Source organism: Mesorhizobium sp. M1D.F.Ca.ET.043.01.1.1, assembly GCF_003952385.1.
Classification (GTDB): domain Bacteria; phylum Pseudomonadota; class Alphaproteobacteria; order Rhizobiales; family Rhizobiaceae; genus Mesorhizobium.
Genome location: NZ_CP034444.1, coordinates 5,679,963 through 5,704,466 on the forward strand (window position 1 = coordinate 5,679,963; position 24,504 = coordinate 5,704,466).

At 60.9% G+C, this 24,504-nt stretch carries 20 protein-coding genes; 5 read left to right on the forward strand and 15 right to left on the reverse strand.

Translation table 11 applies throughout. The annotated features are described in order from the left end of the window. Positions 1-50: 50 nt before the first annotated feature. The 3 genes from EJ067_RS27330 to EJ067_RS27340 all read left to right on the forward strand — a co-directional run bounded on the left by EJ067_RS27330 (position 51) and on the right by EJ067_RS27340 (position 1,568). Positions 51-206 (forward strand): DUF1127 domain-containing protein, encoded by a 156-nt coding sequence (locus EJ067_RS27330; protein WP_126088268.1) that lies wholly within the window; start codon positions 51-53, stop codon positions 204-206. Between the two features lie 16 nt (positions 207-222). Then, on the forward strand, positions 223-1,203 hold the full coding sequence (locus tag EJ067_RS27335) for an aldo/keto reductase (RefSeq protein ID WP_126088269.1): 981 nt from the start codon (positions 223-225) through the stop codon (positions 1,201-1,203). A 77-nt stretch (positions 1,204-1,280) separates the two neighbouring features. Next, positions 1,281-1,568, forward strand: a complete 288-nt coding sequence (locus EJ067_RS27340) for a type VI immunity family protein (protein ID WP_210211672.1) — start codon at positions 1,281-1,283, stop codon at positions 1,566-1,568. Between the two features lie 81 nt (positions 1,569-1,649). On the opposite strand, the gene EJ067_RS27345 is transcribed toward EJ067_RS27340, so the two are convergent. The 9 genes from EJ067_RS27345 to EJ067_RS27385 all read right to left on the reverse strand — a co-directional run bounded on the left by EJ067_RS27345 (position 1,650) and on the right by EJ067_RS27385 (position 14,529). Beyond that, positions 1,650-2,357 carry a hypothetical protein gene (locus tag EJ067_RS27345; protein WP_126088271.1) on the reverse strand — a complete coding sequence of 236 codons (708 nt, stop codon included), beginning with the start codon at positions 2,355-2,357 and terminating at the stop codon, positions 1,650-1,652. A 29-nt stretch (positions 2,358-2,386) separates the two neighbouring features. Further along, positions 2,387-3,499 (reverse strand): hypothetical protein, encoded by a 1,113-nt coding sequence (locus EJ067_RS27350; protein ID WP_245468066.1) that lies wholly within the window; start codon positions 3,497-3,499, stop codon positions 2,387-2,389. A 153-nt stretch (positions 3,500-3,652) separates the two neighbouring features. Continuing rightward, positions 3,653-4,381 (reverse strand): TfuA-like protein, encoded by a 729-nt coding sequence (locus tag EJ067_RS27355; protein WP_189510136.1) that lies wholly within the window; start codon positions 4,379-4,381, stop codon positions 3,653-3,655. 4 nt (positions 4,382-4,385) lie between these two features. Next, on the reverse strand, positions 4,386-5,543 hold the full coding sequence (locus EJ067_RS27360; RefSeq protein ID WP_126088274.1) for a YcaO-like family protein: 1,158 nt from the start codon (positions 5,541-5,543) through the stop codon (positions 4,386-4,388). A 30-nt stretch (positions 5,544-5,573) separates the two neighbouring features. Further along, positions 5,574-8,735 carry an AAA family ATPase gene (locus tag EJ067_RS27365; RefSeq protein WP_126088275.1) on the reverse strand — a complete coding sequence of 1,054 codons (3,162 nt, stop codon included), beginning with the start codon at positions 8,733-8,735 and terminating at the stop codon, positions 5,574-5,576. A 194-nt stretch (positions 8,736-8,929) separates the two neighbouring features. Further along, a complete protein-coding gene (locus tag EJ067_RS27370) occupies positions 8,930-10,858 on the reverse strand; it encodes an adenylate/guanylate cyclase domain-containing protein (RefSeq protein WP_245468067.1) in 1,929 nt (642 codons plus the stop codon). A gap of 113 nt (positions 10,859-10,971) precedes the next feature. After that, positions 10,972-11,787, reverse strand: a complete 816-nt coding sequence (locus EJ067_RS27375; protein ID WP_126088276.1) for an alpha/beta hydrolase — start codon at positions 11,785-11,787, stop codon at positions 10,972-10,974. An 8-nt stretch (positions 11,788-11,795) separates the two neighbouring features. Continuing rightward, positions 11,796-13,244 carry an NAD-dependent succinate-semialdehyde dehydrogenase gene (locus tag EJ067_RS27380; protein ID WP_245468068.1) on the reverse strand — a complete coding sequence of 483 codons (1,449 nt, stop codon included), beginning with the start codon at positions 13,242-13,244 and terminating at the stop codon, positions 11,796-11,798. A 58-nt stretch (positions 13,245-13,302) separates the two neighbouring features. Next, positions 13,303-14,529, reverse strand: coding sequence for an iron-containing alcohol dehydrogenase (locus EJ067_RS27385; protein WP_126088278.1), 1,227 nt, complete (start codon positions 14,527-14,529; stop codon positions 13,303-13,305). Positions 14,530-14,766: 237 nt separating this feature from the next. On the opposite strand from EJ067_RS27385, the gene EJ067_RS27390 reads away from it, so the two are divergent. Together EJ067_RS27390 and EJ067_RS27395 are read left to right on the forward strand one after the other, a co-directional pair. Next, positions 14,767-15,465 (forward strand): GntR family transcriptional regulator, encoded by a 699-nt coding sequence (locus EJ067_RS27390; protein ID WP_126088279.1) that lies wholly within the window; start codon positions 14,767-14,769, stop codon positions 15,463-15,465. Positions 15,466-15,607: 142 nt separating this feature from the next. Beyond that, entirely contained in the window at positions 15,608-16,201 is a 594-nt protein-coding gene (locus EJ067_RS27395; protein ID WP_126088280.1) for a DJ-1/PfpI family protein, read from the forward strand. Between the two features lie 450 nt (positions 16,202-16,651). Here the strand turns inward: EJ067_RS27395 and EJ067_RS27400 are convergent. From EJ067_RS27400 to EJ067_RS27425, 6 genes are all read right to left on the reverse strand, one after another. Then, a protein-coding gene (locus tag EJ067_RS27400) for an IS630 family transposase (protein ID WP_126086483.1) occupies positions 16,652-17,600 on the reverse strand; the annotation gives its coding sequence in 2 pieces (ribosomal slippage) (positions 16,652-17,263 and positions 17,265-17,600; 948 coding nt in all). A 91-nt stretch (positions 17,601-17,691) separates the two neighbouring features. Beyond that, positions 17,692-18,996, reverse strand: coding sequence for an O-antigen ligase (locus EJ067_RS27405; protein WP_126089766.1), 1,305 nt, complete (start codon positions 18,994-18,996; stop codon positions 17,692-17,694). A 186-nt stretch (positions 18,997-19,182) separates the two neighbouring features. Next, complete coding sequence (gene asnB / locus EJ067_RS27410; RefSeq protein ID WP_126088281.1) at positions 19,183-21,153, reverse strand: asparagine synthase (glutamine-hydrolyzing); 1,971 nt, start codon at positions 21,151-21,153, stop codon at positions 19,183-19,185. Positions 21,154-21,231: 78 nt separating this feature from the next. Continuing rightward, entirely contained in the window at positions 21,232-22,026 is a 795-nt protein-coding gene (locus EJ067_RS27415) for a class I SAM-dependent methyltransferase (RefSeq protein ID WP_126088282.1), read from the reverse strand. Between the two features lie 34 nt (positions 22,027-22,060). Continuing rightward, complete coding sequence (locus EJ067_RS27420) at positions 22,061-23,080, reverse strand: NAD-dependent epimerase (protein WP_126088283.1); 1,020 nt, start codon at positions 23,078-23,080, stop codon at positions 22,061-22,063. 34 nt (positions 23,081-23,114) lie between these two features. Next, complete coding sequence (locus EJ067_RS27425; protein ID WP_126088284.1) at positions 23,115-24,395, reverse strand: nucleotide sugar dehydrogenase; 1,281 nt, start codon at positions 24,393-24,395, stop codon at positions 23,115-23,117. Between the last annotated feature and the right edge of the window lie 109 nt (positions 24,396-24,504).

Consider the following 24,504-nt stretch of genomic DNA (forward strand, 5'->3'; position numbering starts at 1 on the left):
GCGTTCGACCAACCCAAGCGCGAGCACTCTGCGTGCCAAAGGAGACGATCATGCTGCATGAACTTCGACACCGTTTCGCCCGCTGGGTTGCCTATCGCCAGACGCTTGCGAGCTTGAGGCGGGTCTCGGACAGCACATTGGCGGATGCCGGCATTTCTCGCGAAGAGATCCGCGAGCGTGCCCGCCACGCCAGCCTGCGTCGTTGAGATCACGGAGGCGGGCATGCAGATGAAGCTTTGGGATGGTCGCTCGGTACCGCGCATCGGGATCGGCACCTGGGCGGCGGGGGGCGCCGCACGCTGGCGTGACACGGCGACCTTTTACGGCGAGGTCGACGACATCAGGTCGCAAACTGCGCTGGCCATGGCCTATGACATCGGCGCGCGGGTGTTCGACACGGCTGCCGCCTATGGCGCCGGCAATGCCGAGCTGATCCTCGGGCGGGCGTTGAAGGGCAAGGACGAAGCCGTCATCATCACCAAGGTCGGCTATTTCGGCGATCCCGAAACGCGCAAGATCGCTCCCGAGGATGCCTCGGCTGCCGCGATCCGGGCATCGATCGACAATTCGCGGCAGCGCCTGCAGCGCGATTGCATCGACGTCGCGCTGCTGCATATCAACGAGTATCCGATCGAGCGAGCCGGCGAGGTGTTCGATACGCTCGGCCTGCTGCAGCAGGAGGGCAAGATCGGCGGCTTCGGCTGGAGCACCGATCATCCCGAACGGCTCGCCGCCTATGCGCCGCGCGTGGGTTTCATCGCCGTGGAGAACGACTTCAATGTGTTTACCCCGGCCAACGAGCTGATGGCCGTTGCGGCGCGCGAGAACCTCGTCTCGTTCAGCCGGCTGCCACTTGCAATGGGGCTGCTCACCGGCAAATACACGCCGGGCTTGAAGGTGCCGGCAAATGACGTGCGCGGTGGGAACGCCGAATGGATGGTTTTCTTCAGGGATGGCGCCGCCAACCCGCACTATCTGTCAAGGCTCGAGGCAATCCGCGACCTGCTCACCTCGGGCGGACGCACGCTTGCGCAAGGCGCGCTCGGCTGGATCCTCGCCAAGTCGGCGATCGCCTTGCCGATCCCCGGCTTTACGCGGCCCGAGCAGGTCGAGGACAATCTCGGTGTGCTGGAAAAAGGGCCGCTGCCGGCAGCGGTGATGGCTGAGATCGACGGCGTGCTGAATATTGCCGAGACCGCCTAATGTGGCGAATCCGAAATCCGCATCACGTCGGCAGCAGAACCATAAACGCAATCCCGTTTCGTTCGAACTGGCTGACCGTGCTCTCGACCGATTTCGTGAACCGGCTGGGCGGTGCTGCGAAACTGTCGCAAGCGCTCGGCAAGCGCTGCCCCATGCACGAATATCCCGGAGGCGTCATCCTGCAGGCAGGTGATAAGCCTCAGCTCGGCGACGTCAACCGGGGCATCGTGCTGGATGAATACCGGCGTGTTGCATCCGCCGTGAAGCGGCTTCGCTTCGAGGATTACGCGATCGGCCTTTTCCCGGTGCCCCAGCCCTTGGATGCCCGGGACGAAACCGTGAAGTGGATACGGCGGTTCGATTAGCCCCAAGCTGCGCGAGGTTATCGTTTCCAACTGCCTCTGACGCTATGCCTTGACGGGCCGCGAAGCGGCAGGGATCCATCACTATTCAGTCAGCCTGCCACTGCGGTGCCCAAGCGCCTGCCTGGCCGCGTACATGGTCGGCGAGCGCTTGCCGGGAAGGTTTGCCTCAAGAACAAGCTGTTCGACAAAGCCTTGGTTCATTTCGAACTCGACACACTCATCGAGTTTGTCTACGATCCAGAGCACATATTTGTCCCGGGTCTTTGAGTTATACTTTTCTGAATATCCGCAATCATCTTCCGGTATCGGACATGGAACTGTCGGAAGAAGCATGATCTTCGGCTTGGGAAGATCATAGCAATGGCCCTCGTACGAGTATCCAACAATTATTCCACACGAAACCCCTCTATCTTTACTAAGGCGTAAGGACATTATCGAAACATATCCAAATGCCTGCTTGGTGTCTATCAATATTTGACTACGGTATAATATAGGCGGAAATCCTATTTCTGTACCGTACTTTTCTATTATCCTTCGATAAATTTCTTCCTCACTTAGTTTATTATCTTTCCTTAGTCTCTTTACCTCTAAATCGGCGTCATTGCTATGCGGGTTGTCAGATTTGAGAGTTGTTTTAACTGTGACATTCCCGCCGACAATCTTTGATTCTCTTGGCTCGCCGGTGCTAAGAACCGATGTATCTTGAATTATTCCATAAAGTCTAACCTGCGTTGCATTATAGGCACCACCTGGGAAAGTCAGCGTGGGCCGGTGATGACAGTCGCTCATGTTAATCCTCCTCGCTTTGACAGTTCAGTTCATGAAATTTCTCGCCACATGAAGTTTTCTTCGAACTTAGCGCCCAGCGCCGGCGAGATGCGGCTGCCGGCTTCGGCAACGGCCATCGCGGCATTCTCAAATGTCAGATCGTCGGCGTCGAGGCTGGACCAGGTCCGGGCAAGGGTCAGCGCCACATCGTCGCGCGCCCGGGTCAGCGCGCTCTTGAACAGGAACGGCCTGGCACGGAAGGCCAGTGCCGTGAAATCCGAGATGCGGTGCAGGGCGGCCTCGTCGATATCCCTGATGTCGATAGCGAGAAGCCGCTCGTCAGCCAGTCCATCACCCACGAGATTCGCGTGATAGGCGTCGACGATCGTGTCGAACACGGCGCCAGTAAAGGGCCGCGACCTGTCATGGATTTCGTCGGTGACGTCAGACATGCGGCGCGAATTGCTGGCGAGGCGAATCTGCCGATCACCGATCAGTTCGGCGATGCGGTTGAGTTCGTTCAGGATGAGCAGATTGCCCTCGCAGTGGCGGAGCAGCCGGTCGAGACCGCTGTCGAAATGCAGGAAGGACAGAAGCGACGTTATGTCGGCGCTTGCCTCATGGAACGACGCGAAGTCGCCGGTCCTCAAGCCGTTTGCCGGCACCCCAAAAAGGGAAAACAGAATTGCGTGGCCGACCTCATGGGCAATCGTATCGAAGTTGAGGGCATAGGGATAAGTTCGACCGTCGGGCGCCCTGTCCACGCCGAGTTCCAGGTAGCCGTAGCCGGACTGGGCGTTGTGCCAGTCGACCCACGGAATGATCTCCAGCCGCTCATAGGTTTCGGCGAAGTACCAGGTAATCGGCCGCCCGAGGTAGCTTTCCCAGATGTCCAGGACCCGGCTGACTGCCCCGAAGGCGTGTGCCGCCAGGAACTGACGTGAATTCAATGAAATCTGGTCGAAGTGACCGTCGTAGGCGGGTTCCGCCGGCGGGAAGATCTCGCCAACGAAGGGCGGCAGATAGGGATACTCGTAAGGTTCCTTGTCGAGGAGCGGATCGCGGACATAGATGCGATGGTCCTCCGGACCGGGGCCTAATCGGCTCGGCGGGGTCGATATCCAGACGGTCTCGGGTGTGCCGTAATCAGCAAGGTGGGGCACCTGGGGAAATAGCAGGAATCGCGTGCCGACTGAGCGACCTTGGTCGCTGGATCGATCGAGCGTCCCCAGTAGCTCAGCCCCTCTCATTTTAATACATTAGCAAAATGGCATACGTATTGTAAATTGAGATTGAGAACTCTCGCCCTGATGCTTTCAAACCTCTAACCCGGCGTCGTCGAGATCCTTGAAGAAAGCCGCCGTCAATTGGAAATCCGGCAGGGGTACGGACTCCTTGAATAGACCGTGATGCAACAGCCGGAGCGCATCACGCGCATCCTGCTTCTTTTGCTGAACGAAAGCTGCCGAGAGGATCTCCTGATATTTCTCGACAACGAGATCACCTTCACATGACAAGGCGTCGCCGACCATGCGGGCGAGCGTGCGCTCGCGAAAGTTGAGAGCTTGCGCGGCGCGCTCCAGCCTGGTCCTGTATTCATCCGAAACGATGCCTCGACGGCTGGCCCTGCGAACCGTCATGCGAAGATCGATCAGCGCGTGGGTTATGGGCGCGTAGTTTACCTGCCATGGTCCGTGCAGCACGGCCACTGCATCGTCAGGCGCGAGCGCGAAACGACGATACCACCGGTAGATCAGCCCCACTCCCTGCATGTATGGAAAAAGGTCCGCGGCGCGAAGGGCCCCCATGCTCGCCGCGCCTATTACCGGAATACCTTTCGCTATTGCCCAAAGGATTTCCTTGTGCCTGACCGCCGGCTCAGACTGAAAGCCGCCGTCGATGATGACTATCGCACTCGGATCAAATTGCTGCACAGCCGCGATGATCGAACCCTGCACAGCCGGCGGAAGGCAGATCGCCTCCGCCACTTCCTGAACTTCGCCCTGTGACAGGGTGGGACCGGCAAAGACCAGCTTGGGACGCATCTGCCTAGCCATGCAACAGCGGCGTCAAGGCCGGTATGACGATCCTGACGACCGACAGGTCGCCGAGCGGTCTTGTATCGAGCTGAACCCTGTACACTGTATCGATCCCTGCGCCCTCGATCTGCGCGAGAAGAGCGGACATCCTATTTTCCGCGCTGGTGCAATTCTGCCTGGCAATCGCATGGAAATGTACGTCGCGAGGGCCGTCGGACAGGAGGCGTCGGTGCGCCGCAATTTTTTGCCAATCCGGATATTTAGGATAGAACGCGCGTGTCAGGTCATCACGGGCGCCGGAGATCGCCGTCAGTCGCGACTGCGCCGCCTCGTAGATTGCGTGAACGATCGCGGACGCGGCATCGAAACCTGCTGCCGAGCCTTCTGCCGGATGGTGAAGAATTGCCGTTTCCGGCGGCCGATCCTCCATGAGATGGCACCAGATCACCGGCAGTCCCAGCGGTGAGGGGGCGTGCCAAAGCCCCACCAGCAGGCCTTTGGCTTCCAGGCTTTCGAGAAGGCTCGCCACTGTCGGATCGTCGATCGTTCTCGGGTCAATTCGATGGCGCTGGAAAAAGCCGTGGATTCGCTCCGACCGCGTGAGTGCGTCGCGCTCGATGCATTCCATTATCCCGTGCAGGATAGAGTCCGTTTCCTCGAAGGAGGCCGCCAGGCCGGACGTCGATGAAGCGAAGATTTGCTCATGGGGCAATGGCGGGAACACGTAGGCAGTGTGTACAAGCTCGAATGGGACCCAATCCTGCAGACCACCCTTGAGAATATTCTCGGCATGGATCCAAGCTATCTCCCTGCTGCGCCAGCCTGGGTCGACACCAGGCTGGAGATGAGCTTCGAATCTTTCAGGAGGAATATTCAGGGAGTCTGCGGAAGCCGCGATGGGGTCGTAGTGCGCCAAGCGCTCGGCAAAGTAGGACTCCGCGGTCTCAAGAATGGCCGACACCGCAGCTTCGGTTCTCGTCGGCCCCTTGCCTTGCGAAACGGAATTCAAAAGGGAGAAAGGCCTGACCGCCTGAACCACGGGTATGTCGAGCACGTCGAGACCTGTGATGTCCGCAATCCGCGTGATGCCCAAGAGTTCGCGCATCGTCATTAGTCGCATGAGCGCTTCGTGCGGCGGAGGACCCGAGCGCTCGTATCGTTCCAGCATGGAGGCTTCCTGATCTCCCGGTCGCGCGGACTAGTGACGCAGGCTCGGTTCTCGATTGACGAACAACGCCGCGCCTTGCTCGATGGTTGATTTCGCCAGGCCGACGCGCTTGCGGTACTGCCGGGATAGATCCTCTGATACGCCCCATGTCCTGAGCATCTCGTACGCATTGAGCAGGATTGGAACCGCGTTCTGCTCATCGGCGATGGCCAGGCTTTTGGAGAGCGCGGCAACAACATCCATGGCTGAGGAACCGCTAAGCAGAAGGAGATGGGCCTTTCGCCGATAAAGTTCGGCGAGCCAAGAAAGACTGCCGCCTGCTTCGGCTTCCGCAGCCGCGGAAGAGACAAGCGTAAGCGCCTCCTCAGTCTCGCCTGTCCGGGCCAGAAGCTCCGCCAGCATGCCGTAGTAGACAGGATAGTCTTCCGGTGTCTGGAGTTCGCCGTGGATGGCGAGACCCTGCTTGATCTGGTCCCTGCCTTGCTCTACCCGAGCCGCATTTCCTTCGCACCAGCCTTCGAGAATTTGCGCCAAGGCGGCAAGGGAGGGCAGATGGTGGCGTTTGGTCAATTCGCGGATATCGGCGATGACGCCCCGGAGCGCCGAGAAATCGCGGCGATAGCAATCAAGCATCGCCTCGTTGATGTAGACATGGGCGATGCTGCCAACATGCGCCGTTTGCATTGCCCAGCGCCTGGCTTCAGCCAATGACCGAACTGCGCTTGCGGCCCGGCCGGTAAACCATTGAGAGAGCCCCCTGTGCGACAGGCCGCAAACCCTGGCGTCATGACCGCCGAACAGAGTGGCATTCCCTGGCCTTTGGCCCGTACCATAAAGCGCAAGTCCTTCGTCGACCGCCGTTATGCAGTTCTTGTGATGCCCAAGATTGAATTCGATTGCCCAAACACAATGTCTGGCCTGAAACTGCACTTCGGGGTCGTCGACTTCCCTCAGGTCGGCGAGGACGGTCCGAGCGCGTTCCCCGTCGATGGTGGGGCCGGTGAACCACCAACCCCAGTAGATCGGAAACCACTTCGCGCGCTCGGCGAGTGGCCGCCGCCTGGCGATCTCTACCCCGTCCTCGTAAAGTTTGCGTGCCGGCAGCGAGTTTGGACCTTCCGTGGCTGTAAGTATCGGCCCGAGCGGCATCATCGCGGCGAGGCGCAAAACATCCTGCTTGTCCGGCCTTCTCACGTGCTGGCAAAGGATCATGGCATGGTCGAGAACCTGTCTCGCCTCGGCCATTGCAGAGCGGGCGTAACTTTCCCGGCCGGCTGCGATGTACTGATCGATCGCTTCCTCGATAAGGCCGGCGCGTTCAGCATGTTCCGCCAGTTCAGCCGTACCTATCCACGGGCCTAGATTTCGGTCGCGGCCGACCGCGGAGAAAAGCGACTGATGGAGGGCCTGTCGTCTCCTCCGCAGCAATGCATTGTAGATTGTCTCCCGGATCAGGGCATGACGAAATCCATAGTCGGGCTCGCCGGAAGGCCTGATCCGGATCAGGAATCCCGCCTCGCTGAGGGCGTCCAGTGCATTCCCGAGGGTCTCGTCGCTGTATTCCGGCAACAGCTTCCGGAGCAATTCCAGATTGAAACGATTGCCGGCGACGGCGGCCGCTCGTGCCACATCCTTTGCAGGGCCCAAGGCTTCCAACCTAGCTTCAAGGATCCCTTCAAACACCGATATTCGGCTTGATGAGCCGGCTGGCGCAAGGCGATCCGTTATGGAGGCTGCATTCTCGGCGATCCATTGGCAGATTTCCTCGATGAAAAGAGGCACGCCCCCGGTTACTTCCTCCACCATGGTAATGAGTTCCGAACGCGCGGCTGACCCGATTTCCGGCCGCATCGCCATGACCGCCTGTCGCGTTTCCTCGCGATCGAGCGGCTTCAGAATAATATGCGGCAAGTCCTGGAACCCTGAATAAATCTCAGACCCGGGTCGCGCAGTCATTATGAGAAGCACGGGCACCCGATGAATGAAGAGTGCAAGCTCCGCCAGCAATTGCCTCGACGTCAGGTCGATCCAGTGTATGTCTTCGACCACGAGGATGAGTGGTCCGCGTTCGCATATGGCTTCGATGCTTCTGCGAGCTGCCCAGATCGCTTTCTCCCGGATGACCTTGAGATCAGCCTCCTTCAGAGCGGGATTCGATCCTTCAGCCCCAAGCAGAAACGAGAAGATGTCGACCACTTCGTTATCGTGCACGCTTTGATTTGCGAAGACCTCCGCTACGTCTGAAGTCTCCAGCCGACCGTCTTTGCCAGCCAGGTCACCCCGAACATTTTGCAGCAGGGGATAAAGAGCCGAGTGGGAGCCGCCGGGCTGACATTGAAAAAGCAGCAATTTTGCCCGCTGAAAGCGTGTCCTCTTGCGGACTTCATAAAGCAGGCGGGACTTGCCGATACCGGCCTCGCCTTGAACTAAAATGGCGCTGCCCTTGCCTGCGACGGCATCATGCCAACATGCCGCGATGGTGGCCAGTTCGTCCCCGCGGCCTATAAACGTGTTGTTCAAGCGCCCGAAGGCGAAGAAGCGGTCAACGTCCCGCTTGTGGCTGATGGCACGCCAAGTCCGCTCCGGCTCCGCGAAACCTTTAACAACGTGAATGCCGCCAAAACTGAAAACGTGGGACCGTCGCGCCAGATTTCGGGTCTCGTCGGACACCAATACTGCATCCGGCTGGGCCATAGCCTGGAGCCGCGTCGCCATGGCCAAAGCAGGGCCGGTGACGCTGGCATCCGCCAGGTTACCGCCATCCCCGTGAACGAGGATCATGGATGTAGCAATCCCGACCCGAACATGCAGGTCCGTATGGTCTTTCTCCAGCCCGACCCGCTTGCACGCTTCAATGATTTCGAGTCCTGCCCGGATCGCTTGCGAAGCCGCGTCCTTTGCCTCCATCTCTGTTGGAAAAAGTGCGACACCGCCGTCGCCGGCCTCGCTCACGATAACGCCCGAGTACAATGCGATTGCCTGTCTTGCCTCACGCCGAAAGGCCGACATCAGTTCTTCATGGTCCTCGATATCCAGAACTGCGAGCAGGTCGGTTGATCCGACCAGATCATAACAGAGAGCTGTCATAACGCGCCGCTCGCTGCGAACTTCGGACACACCACTGTCGTCCTTGCTCGAAACGCCCTTGGCAAGGGCCACGATTGGAGGCTGTACCCGAGGCTCTTCCGACATGCTGCAGTGCCTTGGCTGGCGGGGTGGGAGCGATACTATCAAATGCGCTAATATTCACCAGAGCGCTCGGACGACCCCGCATCTGATCATAAGCGATACTTCGGATGATGTGCGTCACGGAAGGAGGTCTGACCTGTGCCCACGAAAAAGGCAATTAAATCAACTATTTTACGACGCCCTCAGGGCCCAGGGCTCTAAGCTCCGGAAGGCCGTCCGTCGGTTCCGCTTCCTGATTGGCCTTCCGCGTTCGCCAAACCGACCTCCAGGCGCTCCATCAGCGCCCGATAGCGCGGATGATCGCGCAGAGGGTTCATATCCACGTCCTGCGCCATCCAGTGCACTTGCTGCAATCCAAGCTGCGGCACGCAGTGCTCCAGCGTGTCGATCGCCTTTTCGACAGCGCCGATCGCCGCCAGGAAACACGCGACATTGTAGTGGCTGTTATAGTCCTCCGGGTCGATCGTGATCGCGCGCCCGGCCCACTGGAGGGCGCGTTCCTCGAGGCCGAGATTGTGGAGGATGTAACAACCATAGGCATAGGCTGCCCCATCGTCCGGATAGAGCTGCATGGCTTTCTCGATGCGGGTCAGCACCTCCCTTGAAAGCCTGTGGGCTTCCTCCTCGTCGCCCAGGGTCTTGCGGCAATCCCACAGCATGCACATCGCACCATAGCTGTTGCGATCAACCTCCGCCGCCTTCTCATAGGCGGCCGCGGCCTCTGCAAACTTGCGCTCCATGCGCAGCACGTCGCCCAAGGTCCTGTGCGCCTCGTAGAGATCGGGATCGAGCGCGATTGCTCGCCGGCAGGAGGCGCTTGCGAGTTCGATTTGCTCCTTCTGGAAATGCGCCATCGCGTCGGCCACGTGAGCTTCCGCCAGTGTCGCGTCCAAGGCCAGCGCGCGCTGCGCCTCGGCGCTCAAGGTGACAAGGTCTGCGCTGGGATCTCCGGATCTCAGCAACATGCCTTCAGCCAGCGCCAGCCCGGCCCGGGCCAGCGCGTATTCGGGATCGATCTCGAGCGCCCGCTGGTAGAGGCGTCGGGCGGAAAGGTGATTGCGACGGCCCAGGCGCAAGAAATGCTGCCGCCCCATCAGGTAATATTGATAGGCTTCGACGTTCTCGGTCGTGCGCTTGCCGATGGCAGCGTGCTCGGCCGGCATCAGCCGGATCTTCAGGGCATCGACGATGGCCCGCGCGATCTCGTCCTGGAGCGCAAATATGTCGTTGAGATCACGGTCGTAGCGCTCGGCCCACACATGATGCCCACTCATCCCGTCGATCAGCTGCGCGGTGATGCGAACGCGGCTACCCGCCTTGCGCACGCTGCCTTCCAGCACATGCGAAACGCGCAATTGCCGCGCCGCTTCGCTGACGTCCATCGACTTGCCTTTGAGGGCAAAGGTCGTGTTGCGTGCGGTGACTGCCAGCGCCCCGACCTTGCTGAGGTCCGTAATGATGTCCTCGGTGATGCCGTCAGAGAAGTATTCCTGCTCCGGGTCGCCGCTCATGTTGGTGAAGGGCAGCACGGCGATCGATGGTCGGTTGCGAAACGGGAGAGCATCCTTGGCCGACGGCACGGCTGAGCTGGCGGGGGACTGCTCAACGGACACGACACGGTAAGCGCGTACCGGCTCCGCAATGTTGTGGACCCGTTGCTCGCCGATATCCGCATAGCCGTATTCAAGCTTGCCTTTTACTTGATCGTAGATGGCGCGCCCGATGCAAACACCGCCAGGCTCCGCGAGCTTTTCAAGCCGGGCCGCGATGTTCACACCGTCTCCGTATATCGTGTCGTCTTCGACGATCACGTCGCCGAGGTTTACGCCCATACGGAACGCCATACGCCGGCTTTCGGGGAGCCCGGCGTTCTCGCCTCCCAGCTCGCGCTGCAGCTCGACCGCACACTCCACGGCGTTAACCGCGCTCCCAAACTCGACCAGCAGGCTGTCCCCGGCCGAGCCGACGATGCGTCCACGGAACCGAGCGATTTTGGGCTCGAACACTTCAGCGCGGAGCCGTCTCAGCCGGCGCAGCGTTCCCGACTCGTCGGCTGTCATCAGCCGCGAGTAACCTGCCACGTCGGCAGCCAAGATCGCCGCAAGCCTGCGGTGCTCTTCTCGCAAGGGACGGACCTCCTGCCAGTTGGAACAATCTTAGCCTAAGAAACGGCGCGAGCGAGCCCCTGTTCGGATGCTTGAAAGCCGAAATTGGCGTTGAGGAGCATATCCTAGCCTTTTCACACGGCCAGCAGTCGAGCCAATGATGCTGCCGCTTGCGTGCCGGCCAGGCCGAGGTCACGGACGCTGCTCATGTGATTGGCCGCTGCAAGGCTCGTGCGCGAGACGGTCAGTCCCTGCTTTTCGAGATTTTCAGCGAATGTCGCGGCCTGGTCGTGGAAAGGCCGCGTCTCATGGGCTCCGACGGAGAGCTCAACCTCCACCGATGGATCGAAGCGATGGTCGATCGGGGAAAATTGCTCGACTTCTTCGTCGGTGATCGCGATCTCGGCGGCGAGAAACGAGTCCTGCAACGGCTTCAGATCGTAAATTCCCCCAAGCAGAAAAGTGCCTTTGATGCCCGATGGTCGGCTGCCGTCGTTGAAAAGCATCGTCGCAAGATGGGCACCGGCAGAATGGCCGCTAACGGTCAGCTGGCCGGGATCGCCGCCGTGGTTTGCGATGTGGTCATGCACCCATTGCCTGGCGCGGCGCACCTCGTCGACAATCGTAGCCAGCCTCACCGCGGGCATCAGCGCGTAGCCGACGATTATCGCGATCGCTCCTGCACTCGTGACGGTCTCGGCGATATAGGAATAATCGTTCTTCGAAAACATGCGCCAATAGCCGCCGTGAATGAACATGTGCACCGGCAGGCGGTCCCGTTTGCCTTCCGGGAAGAACAGGTCGACGGTTTCGGCGCTGTCCCGCCCATAGGCGACATCGGCGACCATCGGGACTTTTGCCTGGGTTTCCGCGCTTCTGCGGCGGATCTCGGCAACGATGTCGTCGAACTCGACGACATGATCACGGGTGCGGAACGGATCTTTCGCCATCTGTCTGCTCAGATCGTCACGGCGATGTACTTCGCCTCCATGAACTCGGCTATGCCATGTTTCTGGCCGCCTTCGCGACCCAGCCCGCTTTGCTTGACGCCGCCGAAGGGCGCCGCCGGATCCGACATCAGGCCGCGATTGAGCGCGATCATGCCGGACTCTATCTTCGACGCCACACGCATGCCCTTGGCCAGGTCGCGCGTGTAGATATAGGCGGCCAGGCCGTATTCGGTATCGTTCGCCCTTGCGATTGCTTCCGCCTCGTTTTCGAAGCGGCTGATAGGAGCCACGGGGCCGAATATCTCCTCATGCGCCATTGCCGCGTCAGCCGGCACGTCGCGAAGCACAGTCGGCGGATAGAAGTAGCCTCTGCCTTCAGAGGCAGCTCCGCCGCACAGAAGCTTCGCACCGCGGGCGACTGCGTCCTGGACGAGCCGATCGATCTTGTCGACAGCCTTCCTGGTGATCATCGGCCCGCATTCGGTTTCTGAGTCCGTGCCCGGGCCGATATTGAGCGCCGCCATGCGTTTGCGCAGTCCTTCCGCGAAAGCGTCATGGATGCCCGCCTGCACGTAGAGCCGATTGGCGGCCGTGCAGGCCTCGCCGGCATTGCGCATCTTGGCGATCATGGCGCCATCGAGGGCGGCCTCCAGATCGGCGTCGTCGAAGACGATGAACGGCGCATTGCCGCCAAGCTCCATCGAACAGGAGATGACGTGTTTTGCTGCTTCGGCAAGAAGCACCCGGCCAACGCCGGTCGAGCCGGTGAACGAAAGCTTCCGCACCCGCGCATCAGCCAGCATAGCCGCGGTCAGCGGCCCTGGTTTCGAGGTGGTGATGACGTTGACGACGCCAGGCGGCACGCCGGCCTCTTCGTAGAGAGCGGCAAGCGCGTAGGCCGTCAGCGGCGTCTCGCTGGCGGGCTTCAGGATCACCGTGCAGCCGGCTGCGAGCGCCGGCGCGATCTTGCGTGTCGCCATTGCCGCCGGGAAGTTCCACGGCGTTATCAGAACGCAGACGCCGATAGGCTGGTAGTCGACCACGATGCGGTTTGCGCCCGACGGCGCAAGGCCGAACTCGCCGCCGATACGAACCGCTTCCTCGGCGTTCCAGCGGAAGAACTCAGCCGCATAGGCGACTTCGCCGCGCGCATCGCGCAGGGCCTTCCCGTTCTCCAGGGAAATCAACGCAGCCAAGATCTCCGCACGTTCGGTCATGAGCTCGAAGCAGCGCCTCAGGATCTCGGATCGCCTGCGCGGCGCGGCCTCGCGCCAACTCGTCGCTGCCTCGGCCGCCGCCTCGACCGCGGCTGCGGCGTCGGCGAGCGTGGCGTCGGGAACCGCCGCGATCACGGCCTCGGTCGAAGGATCGACCACTTCGATGACAGAGCCGTCGGATGAGGGTCGCCATATCCCGCCGATGTAGAGCCCATGCGAAAACGCAGCGTATTCAGACATGTCAGAATCCTGGTCGATCAGGTCTATCGAAATGTTCATGGGGTTCAGGCTCCATCCCTCACATCGTCGCGGCGGCCATGTCGCCGTCATAAGCAGCCCTGACCAGGCGCCGCATCGCGGCCGAGTCGAACGGGCGGGGATTGTTCTTGATCAGTCGGTCGATGCCGAGCGCCTGCTCGGCCGTCCAGTCGATCTTGTCCTCGGGAAGGCCGAGGTCGGCCAGCGTGGGTGTAATGCCGATGGCCTTGAAGAGTCGCGCAACTTCCTTGATCGTGGCATCCGCCAGCTGATCGGCGTTGCGATCCTGGCGTGGCACGCCGAGGGCGCCGCCGAGTTCGGCAATCTCTCGCGTTGCGGCCGCAAGATTGTAGCTCATCACATACGGAAGCATCGTCGCGACGCCCAGTCCGTGCGGCGTGTGGGTGAGCGCGCCGACCGGATACTGCACGGCGTGGGCAGCGGCGGTCCCCGCGGTGCCGAAGGCGCAGCCTGCGGCCAACGCCCCCATCATGACATCTGCGCGCGCGTTCTCGTTCGACCCGTCACGATAGGCCGCCTCGAGGCTGCGGCCCAAAAGCCTGATTGCCAGCAGGGCGAAATGATCGCTCAGCGCGTTCTTTCCGATGAAGACATGTCGCTGCGGCAGATCGGCATCGGCACCGCGTTTTGCCGCAGTGAACGCTTCGATCGCATGCGTCAGCGCGTCGGCACCGGCGATGGCTGTCAGGGAGGGCGGGCAGCTCGCCGTCAGGTCCGGATCGCAAAGCGCAACCGCGGCAATGAGATGCGGGCTGGAGATGCCGACCTTGAGCGTCCGCTCCGGGTCCGAGATCACGGCGACCGGGGTCACTTCGGAGCCGGTGCCGGCCGTGGTCGGCACCGCTATCAACGGTAGGGTAGGGCCCGGCACCTTGAATTCACCATAGTAGTCCTGGAGCTTGCCGCCATGGCTGAGCAAAAGCGCGGCGCATTTGGCCATGTCGAGGCAACTGCCGCCCCCAACGCCGATCACCACATCCGGCTTGAAGCTCCTTGCCTCCGCGATGCAGGCGCCGACGCTGTCGCGCGGCACGTCGGGCAAGGTCCGATCGTAGACGAGCGTGGCGACCCGGGCAGCTTCCAATCCAGCGAGGATTTCGGTGAACTCGGACGTCCTGGCCAAGCGTTCGTCGGTGCAGATGAATGCGCGCCGGCCATGGCGGCCGGCAACCGCGGGCAGGGCGTGGCGCTGGCCTTTGCCGAAGAGAATTTCGCGCGGCAGCCGCGCGGCTGCAAACAAGGTCATGGACTGCGGCCTTTCGAAAAAGGTGGCTGGCTGAGCTTTCGTTCGTTGCAGAGCCTCACCCAGCTGAGAGAGGCCCGGTTTCCCAGAACTTCGCTTTCGTGCCGATCTGAGCCGGTAAGGCGCCGCTGGCGTTACAAGGTGTTAGCTCATCCATATCCTCTATAAAATCGTATAGGATATAGTATTGTATCGGCCGAACCATCGTGTTAAGGCTTGCTCCTGTCAAGAGGCAAAACGATGCAAGACACCGGTCTGACCGTTGCCAACGCAGCCCGTCCGGGCGGCCGCATCCAGCGGGCCAACAGTCTGGCCGGGGATGTCTATGAGGCGATCTTCGCGCAGTTGATGTCGCTGAGGATTCCCCCGGGATCGCGGATCACCGTCGACAATCTGGTCAGGGAATTCGACGTCTCCCACACGCCTATCCGCGAAGCCCTCGGCAGGCTGGAAGGTGAAGGGCTGGTGGTGAAGACGCATCTGATCGGCTACCGCGCCGCCCCGCAGATCACCCGACGCCGGTTCGACGAGCTCTACGAGTTGCGCCTTCTGTTGGAACCCGCCGCTGCGGCCAAGGCCACGGCAACCCTGGATGAGGAGCGCCTCGCGATCCTGCGGGAAGCGGCCGGCGTCATGGTGCGGGGGGTAGGAAGAGATGAGCGCCTGCGCTATTCCAACTTCGCGCGGCAGGATGCGATCTTTCACGACAAGATCATGGAGTTCGCTCAGAATGAACTCATCCGCGAGACGCTGAGCCACCAGCACACCCACTTTCACATCTTCCGCCTGATGTACCACTCGCGGGTCACCGAAGAGGCGCTGGATGAGCACGAGGCCATTCTCGCTGCCTTCGCGGCGGGCGATGCGGGCGCCGCCGGGAAGGCGATGCGCGTGCATATCGAGAATTCGCGGGACCGGCTCCTGCCGGCCTTCGAGTGATCTTCATGCCCATTTCCGCTCGCCTTGATAGGAACCGCGATGTTGCGCCGGCCTGCCGGTTGCGCCCGTGCGGCGCGCCGAAGGCGTTTCCAGGCAGTGCGGAATCGGCGCCTTGGCATCTCCAGAATCGAAAGGAAAAGTCATGCCAGCCAAGAAGATATTGATGCTGACCGGTGAGTTCACCGAGGAATACGAGATCTTCGTATACCAGCAGGCGATGGAGGCAGTCGGCCACACCGTCCACGTCGTCTGCCCGGACAAGAACGCCGGCGACCTGATCAAGACCTCGCTCCACGACTTCGAGGGCGACCAGACCTACACCGAGAAGCTCGGTCATTACGCGCTGATCAACAAGACGTTCTCCGACGCGGAGAAGCAGCTCGACCAGTACGACGCCGTCTATTGCGCCGGCGGCCGCGGACCAGAGTACATCCGCACCGACAAGCGCATTCAAGCGATGGTGCGCCATTTCCACGAAACCAGGAAGCCGATCTTCACGATCTGCCACGGCGTGCAGATCCTGATCGCGGTCGACGGCGTCGTACGCGGAAAAAAGGTCGGCGCGCTCGCGGCCTGCGAGCCGGAAGTGACGCTCGCCGGCGGCACCTACATCGACTTGTCGCCAACCGAGGCCTATGTCGACGGCACAATGGTTTCGGCCAAAGGCTGGACCGCTCTTGCAGCCTTCATCCGGGAATGCCTGAAGGTGCTCGGCACGGAAATCCGGCACGGCTAGAAAAGAGGTCGTGAGTGCTTGGACCGGATCTCATTCCTGGAACCCATCAATCCAAGCACGGCACCCCGGTCGAGACGCTCTTCACGTCAGATCCGGATCGACAGGTGAAGAGTGTCTTAGATGGCTGGAAATGGTGGTCCGCTCCAGCTTTGATGCCGTCACGGCCTTGTCGAGCGCCGGCGCCAGGAAATATCCCGGGGAAGGAGACGCCGGCGTCTTCGACTGGACAATCCTTCCTTCGCTACGCCACGCGAACCACTTCACCGGCCGCAGCTCCTGAAGCATGTCGCGACGCAGCGGATTCAGGCGACGCGCTTTAAGCCATTGATTTCAAGCATGTCGTTATCCCGAAACCGGCCCCACTTCGGGAGACATGCTCTAAATATTTGTTTTTACGCATTCCGGACGGAAAACCGTTACACACTTTTCCTGGAATTGCTCTAGAGCGTTTCAGGTTTTGACGGAAGCGTATCCGGCGTTGTTGAAGTAGTTTGAGCATTCGTCGGGTTCTATGGTGGCGACGAGGTGTCCGATGTGTCGCCAGGTGTCGTCGATGGTTCGCTTCTGGGCAGTTCGCATCCAGTGCTTGATCTTGGCGAAGGCCTGCTCGATCGGGTTGAGATCTGGCGAGTATGGCGGCAGGTACCAGAGCCTGGCGCCTGCGGCGCGGATCATCTGCCGGATGGCTGCCGACTTGTGGGAGCCGAGATTGTCCATGACGACGATGTCGCCCGGCTCAAGCACTGGCACGAGCTGCTGCTCGACATAGGCGCGGAAACACTGGCCGTTGATCGGCCCGTCGAAGACGCAAGGTGCAGTCAGCCGGTCGCAGCGCAGCGCGCCGAGGAAGGTCAGCGTGCGCCAGTGGCCGTATGGAGCCAAGCCGCGCAGGCGTTTGCCCTTCGGCCCCCAACCGCGCAGCGGCGCCATGTTGGTCTTGATCCAGGTTTCGTCGATGAAGACCAACTGCCGTGGGTCGAGACCGGACTGCCAGGAACGCCAGCGTTGTCGCCGTCGCGCGATGTCAGCGCGGGCTTGCTCAAGGGCCAACAGAGTTTTTTTTGAACCGCAAACCCTCGCGCCGCAGGAACTGCCACACCGTATCGTGCGATACCTTCACACCGCGCGCCGCAAGTTCGTCCTTTAGCCGATGCAGCGACAGATGCGGCGTCTGATTGATCCTCTCCACGATGAAGGCCCGGTGCGGCTCCAGAACCCGCTTGCGATGGCCGCCCATCTTGCCGGGCGCGACCGACCCACTCGCTCGATAGCGCTGCGACCACTTCACCGCCGACGACACCGCTATGCCAAAACGAGCCGCAACCGTGCGGCAGCTCTCACCAGCCGCGATCGCCACAACAACACGCTCACGAAGATCATTCGAAAGAGGTCGCGTCATCCGATGCTGGCCTCCGATCCAGCCAGCATCTTGAATCACAAAATCAGCCTCTCCGGAATCCCTCTTCGATTCTGTCAAAAGCTGAACCGCTCTAGGTCTTTGTGAGTTCCAATTGGCGAACCGGACCATGGTCACAGGAGCTTTTTCCGATCGGCGGCACGGTGCGCCCGCAAGCCAGGTAAGTTCCAGAAATCAGGAACACCATCAGCGTTGAATCGAGAATGTCGTGGCCGACAAGGATGCCACTCAGCCCACCAACAAGGTACACTATGACGGTGACGACGATCATCGTCGCCCCGAACCGCTCCAGCGGATCGGCACTGAAACGCAGCACTCTTGTCGCGTTCCAGATCGCGACGACGAAGATCGCCGCCAGTGCAGTTGCGCCTAAAAGTCCAGCCTGCACCAACGCAGTCAGAAAGCCGTTGTGAAAATGGTTGAAACCTTGGCTCAGCCCAAAGTGCTTCTTGAATCCCTGCCTTGAAAGCCCTCGACTCGCGGAAATGCCGTGGCCGAAAAGCGGGGCCTCGCGAAATGCCTCGAGCCCTATGTCCCAGAGCCCAACGCGCAGTCCGAGCGGGGTGGAATGATCGCCTTTGATGACAAGGGCATCCCAGTCGTCAAAAAGGACATGAGTGCGATCCACGATGATCGGGGACGTCATTGCGGCGGTCAGCAGGCTCGCGGCTCCGGCCACCACCAGAAACCGCCTCATATTCGCCCGAGCGAACCTTTGGCGATTGATTGCGAGCACGGCAACAACCGCGATCAACAGGGCCACCCAAATCATGCGCGAGCCCGAATAGAGGGTCGCCACGACGCCGGCGAGCGCGGCGACGATGAGTGGTCCCCAGGCTTTCTCCAACCCCGACAGGGCGCCTGCAAGGCATATCACCACGGCAAGACAGGTGACCGTCGCAAACACGATCGGATTTCCGGCTCCGCCTTCGGCCCGGAGCATGCCGATCCAGTAATATTGGACGACGGCCAGCACCAGCGCGCCCGCACAGGCCGCCGCGCTGGCGAGCACGGCAATGCGCGCAAGGGCCGCCTTATCGGTGATGCTCCAGGTCGAATAAGAGATCGGGAACAACAACAAGGTGATCAGCGGCAGGAAATACGCAACGTCGACCCGCAGCGTACCATTGACGATCGACGCCAAAACCATCGCCGCGCAGTAGGCATAGACTGCAATGGTCATGGCAACCATCGGCCGGTCGATGTTCAAGCGGCGTCGCCCGGCGGCCAGCAGCACCACCGACCAGAGGGCGCCGCCATGAAAAATGAAGCTCACCACCGATCCGAGCACCGGCGGCGAAAAGAAACAGACCATCGAGAAGTAGAGGTTGATCTTTTCGGCCGTGGGGTGGCGCCGGAGCGATGTAAACGGATTCAATGCCTTGCTTTGCAATCTCTTAGGTTGCGTGCAGATCGATTCAATGATCCCCGCTTACCCTGGCCCCTGTCCCGGAGCCGGTATAGCCTCTAGTTCCGGCATCCGATAGTGCGATTCCATTGCGCTCGCCATCTGGCCGCAACGGGCGGACAGTGCAAAAATGAAACCGTTTGAGCTTGCGCTTGCTCAAGCCGCGGCAGCAGCCGAGGCTCCCTGGTGCGCTTCCCGCCATGATTGGAACATCAGCACGTCCCAAAGCAGATACTGGTTGTTGCGGTGTCCGGAAAGATGCTCGGACCAGGCGCGCCGGATCGGCTTCGACCGGAAAAAGCCATCCTCCTGCAATCGGCGCTCGTCCAGCAGCGCCTCCGCCCAGTCGCGGAGGGCTCCGCGCAACCAGGCATCTATAGGCACGCCGAAGCCCATCTTTGGACGTTCGACAAGCGCCTGAGGAACATGTCTGTAGAGCAGTTGCCTGAGCGGCCACTTGGTTTGCCCGCCGGTCCGCAGAACGGAAAGCGGCAACGAAAGGGCAAAGCTTACAAGGCGATGGTCGAGAAGCGGCACGCGGGTTTCAAGGCCGATGGCCATTGCCGCGCGGTCGACCTTTACCAGAATGTCATCCGGCAGATAGCTCATCGTGTCGAGATACATCATCCGCTCGACGTTGCCCGGTAAATCCGGAAGGGGTTCAAGCCCCGTCAGCATCGTCGGCGGCTCAGCCGCACCGAGAACGATATCCGCGGGCTCCCAGTGCGAGCAAAGGCGACGATAAACATCGTCTAAGCTTCGCAGCGAAAGGACCGAGGCGGCCTTGTGGATCTTGTCGCCCACACGCTGGCGGCGCATGCGCCGCGGCAAGAGCGGCATGATCCCGCCTGCGACATTGTCATAGAGACCCGCGGACGGCAGCTTGGCCAAGCTTGCCGACACAAGGCGCAACCCGATCGGGACGCGGGAAAGCCTGTTCCAGAAAGCATCGGCAAGCGCGTAACGCGTGTAGCCCGAAAACAGCTCGTCTCCGCCGTCGCCCGACAGCGCGACCTTGACACTGCCACGCGCCAACTTGGACACCAGGAACGTCGGGATCTGCGAGGAGTCCGAGAAAGGCTCGCAATAGATGCCGGGCAGCTGCGGCACGACGTCGAGCGCGTCGCGCTCGCTAAGATAAAGTTCGGTATGATCGGTGCCGAGTCGGCGCGCCACCTGCTGGGCGTGGTGCGCCTCGTTGTAGCCTGCCTCGTTGAATCCGATCGTGAACGTCCGCACCGGCCGCGAGCTGATCGACTGCATGACCGCCACGATCGCCGAGGAATCGATGCCGCCCGAGAGGAAGGCGCCGAGCGGCACGTCGGCGATCATCTGCCCTTCGAGCGCCTGGCGAAGATGACGCTCGAGGCCGTCGACCGCCTCTTCGGGGCTCCCTTGAAAAGGATCACGCCGGCCCCGTTCGGCGACTTCCCTGGCGCTCCAATAGCTCTCGACGCGCGGCTCGCGCATGGGGTCGGAAAGGACGAGAAACTCACCGGGCCTTAGTTTGCGGATGCCCTGATAGATGCTGTAAGGCGCGGGGATGTAGTTGTGGCGCATCAACAACGCCAGCGCATTGCGGTCGATCTCCGGGCGCCAGTTGGGGAGCGGGCTGAATGCCTTGATCTCGGAGGCGAAAGCGAACGCCTTGCCGACACGCCCGTAGTACAAGGGTTTTTCCCCCAGGCGATCGCGGCCGAGGACGAGCGTTCTCTCCAGCCGGTCCCACAAGCCGAAAGCGAACATGCCGACGGCCAGTTCGAGGGCCTTTTTCAGGCCCAGCTCTTCGATCGCAGCCAGCAAGACCTCGGTGTCGGAATGCCCGCGCCAGGCATGAAGGCCATGCTTGCGATCGAGGAGCGTGCGCATCTCGGCGTGGTTGTAAATTTCTCCGTTGAAGACAATGACGTAGCGACCACCATGCGAGGTCATCGGCTGCGCGCCTGCCGACGACAGATCGATGATCGCCAGTCGGCGCTGGCTGAGAGCGACGCCGGCCTCGGCATCGGTCCAGACGCCGTCTCCATCCGGACCGCGATGCCGGATCATGTCGGCCATGCGGCGCACGGTGGAGGCGCCGCTGCCCGTCGCCGCCGCTCCTCCTACAATGCCGACGATACCGCACATACGGCGTCACTGCTCCATGATGGCCAGCCCGAGATTTGCTCTCTATGCCGCGAGATCAGATAGAGGAAAACCAAGTATCTATAAATCGATTCGCTCGAAACACCATTCACCGCAGCCGGTGCCGAAAAGACCAATTCCAGGCGTTACATTGAAGCGCTGCTTCATGCGAAACCCAAGTTTTCCGACGGTGGTCTCCAACTCGTCGGCCGAAGTGGATTGATAGGGATATCCACCGAGCCAATCGTCGACATCTGCCAGGAACTCCATGCCGCGGCGCGCGCGATATTTCTTTACAAAAGAGATCGGGTCCCCGTGACGCAACGTTCTCGCCAGGATGTAGGCGGGAACAAAGAGAGCCTTTACGGGAGCGCGCAGCCACCGATGGGAGGAGTACAGCCGTTTTTCGACGGTCCACAGTCCGCAAAGAGGTGTCTTCAGGTAGATCGCAAGGCCAAACCGTCCCCCGCGGCCGACGAAACCGGTCGCGTTGCGGATCGCTGCCCACATGTCCCCGGTGTGATGCAGGACGCCCCAGGAATAGACGATGTCGAACGTCCCTGATGGAAGCGATCCCTTGTCGAGGATATCGGCTCGCTCCACGCTCCATTCGGCTTCCGGCGCGAACCGGGAAAGGACGGCTTTTGTCGTTTCGACGCAGTCGGTGTCGTAGTCCAGCGCCAGGACCTTGGCCGCTCCAAGCCGAAGGGCGGCCGCCGAGTGCAAACCCGACCCGCAGCCGATATCCAGAAAGGTCTTGTCCTTCACATCGCCGACGAGGCGGCGAAGGTCCTGGCAGGCGCGGTCCAGGTGCTCCTGCTCGAAGCGCGCGGCGAGCTCCGACCAGTTGCGGCCGAAATCATAGCGCGCGTTCATGGACCTTCACCTGCCGTGCCGCCGAAGCTGCCGATCATACCCGATAGAATTCCCGATACCATTTCACGAAGCGCGGGACCCCGATCTCGATCGGGATCTTCGGTTTGAATCCAGTCGCCTCCTCGAGCGAGCTGACATCGGCGGACGTCGACGGAACGTCGCCCGGCTGGATCGGCATCAGGTTGCGGTTTGCCTTGCGCCCGAGCGCGTCTTCCAGCACCTCGATCAGCCGGTTCAGTTGAACGGGCGAATTGCCGCCGATGTTGTGGATCCTGAACGGCGCGTTGCTGGTTGCCGGATCCGGCGCGGCGCTTTTCCAATCCGGGTTGGGCGTCGCGGGCTGCCGCATGACGCGGACAATGCCTTCAACAATGTCGTCGATATAAGTGAAATCCCGCTGCATATTGCCATAGTTGAAGACGTCGATCGGCTCACCGGCGAGGATGGCCCTGGCGAAGATGAACAGAGCCATGTCCGGCCGTCCCCAGGGACCATAGACGGTGAAGAAACGCAGTCCCGTCGTCGGCAGTGCGAACAGATGGCTGTAGGTGTGCGCCATAAGCTCGTTGGCCTTCTTGCTTGCCGCATAGAGGCTGAGCGGATGGTCAGCCGAATCGTGAACGGAGAACGGCATTCGTGTACTGCCGCCATAGATCGAACTGGAGGAGGCATAGACCAGATGGCCAACCGAGGCGTGCCGGCATCCTTCGAGGACATTGAGAAAGCCGCTGAGATTGCTTTCCACATAGGCGTGCGGATTGGTCAGCGAATAGCGCACGCCGGCTTGAGCCGCGAGATTGACGACGATCTCCGGCGCGGTCGACAGAAGCAGCGCCGAAATACGGTCGCGCTCCGTGAGATCGACATGCTCGAACCGAAAGTTCGGGAACCTGTTCAGCCGGTCGAGCCGCGCCCGCTTCAGGGTGACGTCGTAGTACTCATTCATGGAATCCAATCCAACGACCTGCCGGCCGTCGGAGAGCAGTCTCTCGCAGAGATGAAAACCGATGAAACCGGCCGCGCCGGTGATCAGAATTGGCCTGCTTGATGTCACGGCTTATCCCCAGCGTCGATTTCTGGCCGAGCCCTCACAGGCTCCAATATTTTATCGTGCCAGGAATTTCATTCGGCTTGAAGGCAGACTTGATGTCGAACAGCGTTCCACCTGGTCTGATCATCTCAAAAATGCGGGACTTCCCACCCTCGAGATAATGCTTGTGAGGAACCGCCAGAACAAGCGCCTGCAGATCTTTTATTTCCTCGATCGGCAGGATTGTTTCGCCATGGTCGCGTCGAGCGGTTTCGGCATCGGCAAGCGGGTCGTGGACTTTGGGGACAATGCCGAATTGCCGCAGTTCCCTGACCATGTCGAAGACGCGGCTGTTGCGCAAATCCGGCACGTCCTCCTTGAAGGTCAGCCCGAGAACGCCGATGGAAGCTCCTTTGACGGGCATGTCCGAGCGGATCAGCTGCTTGACGACCTGTTGGGCAACGAATGCTCCCATGCCGTCGTTGATGCGACGGCCGGCCAGGATGATCTGCGGGTGGTATCCCTCAGCCTCAGCCTTGGCGGTCAGATAGTATGGATCGACGCTGATGCAGTGGCCACCCACGAAACCCGGCTTGAAGGGAAGAAAGTTCCACTTTGTCGACGCGGCATCGAGAACATCCTGGGTCCGGATGTCGAGCCGCTCGAAGATCATTGCCAATTCATTCATCAGTGCGATGTTGAGATCGCGCTGGGTGTTCTCGATCACTTTCGCTGCCTCGGCCACCTTGATCGAGGGGGCGCGGTAGACACCGGCATCGATGATGCGACCATAGGTATCCGCCACGCGCTCCAGCGTCTCGGTGTTCTCGCCGGAGACGACTTTGACGATCCGTTGCAGCGAGTGTTCCCGATCGCCAGGGTTGGCTCGTTCGGGCGAATAGCCAAGCGTGAAGTCATCAGGGTGCCTAAGGCCCGAAATCCGCTCGATGATCGGCCCGCAGAAATCTTCCGTCACGCCTGGATAGACCGTCGATTCGAAAACGACGACCGCGCCCTTCTCGACCGCTTCCCCGACAAGTTCGGAGGCCAACCGCAGGGGCGCGAGATCGGGGGCGCGGTTGTTGTCGATAGGGGTCGGCACGGCGACAATGAAGAACGTCGCGCCTTTCAACATCTGTCGGTCGGCGGTGAGGACGATCGACGTTTCCTTGAGCGACGTTGCGTCGACCTCTCCCGTGCGATCGATGCCGTCGCGCAGTTCGTTGATGCGACGTTCGCTGATGTCAAACGCAATCGTTCCCGGGAAAACCTTTCCAAACGCGACAGCTACCGGCAAGCCGACATAGCCTAATCCGATTACAGCAATGCGTTCGGACATCCGCGGATTTCCTCAGGTCATCGATCAGTCGAGGCGCTTTTATGGCAGGCGGAGTTTCAATTCAACGATGCGCCGTTGCGAAGGCAGAAGTCTCCACTCAAAAATGGTC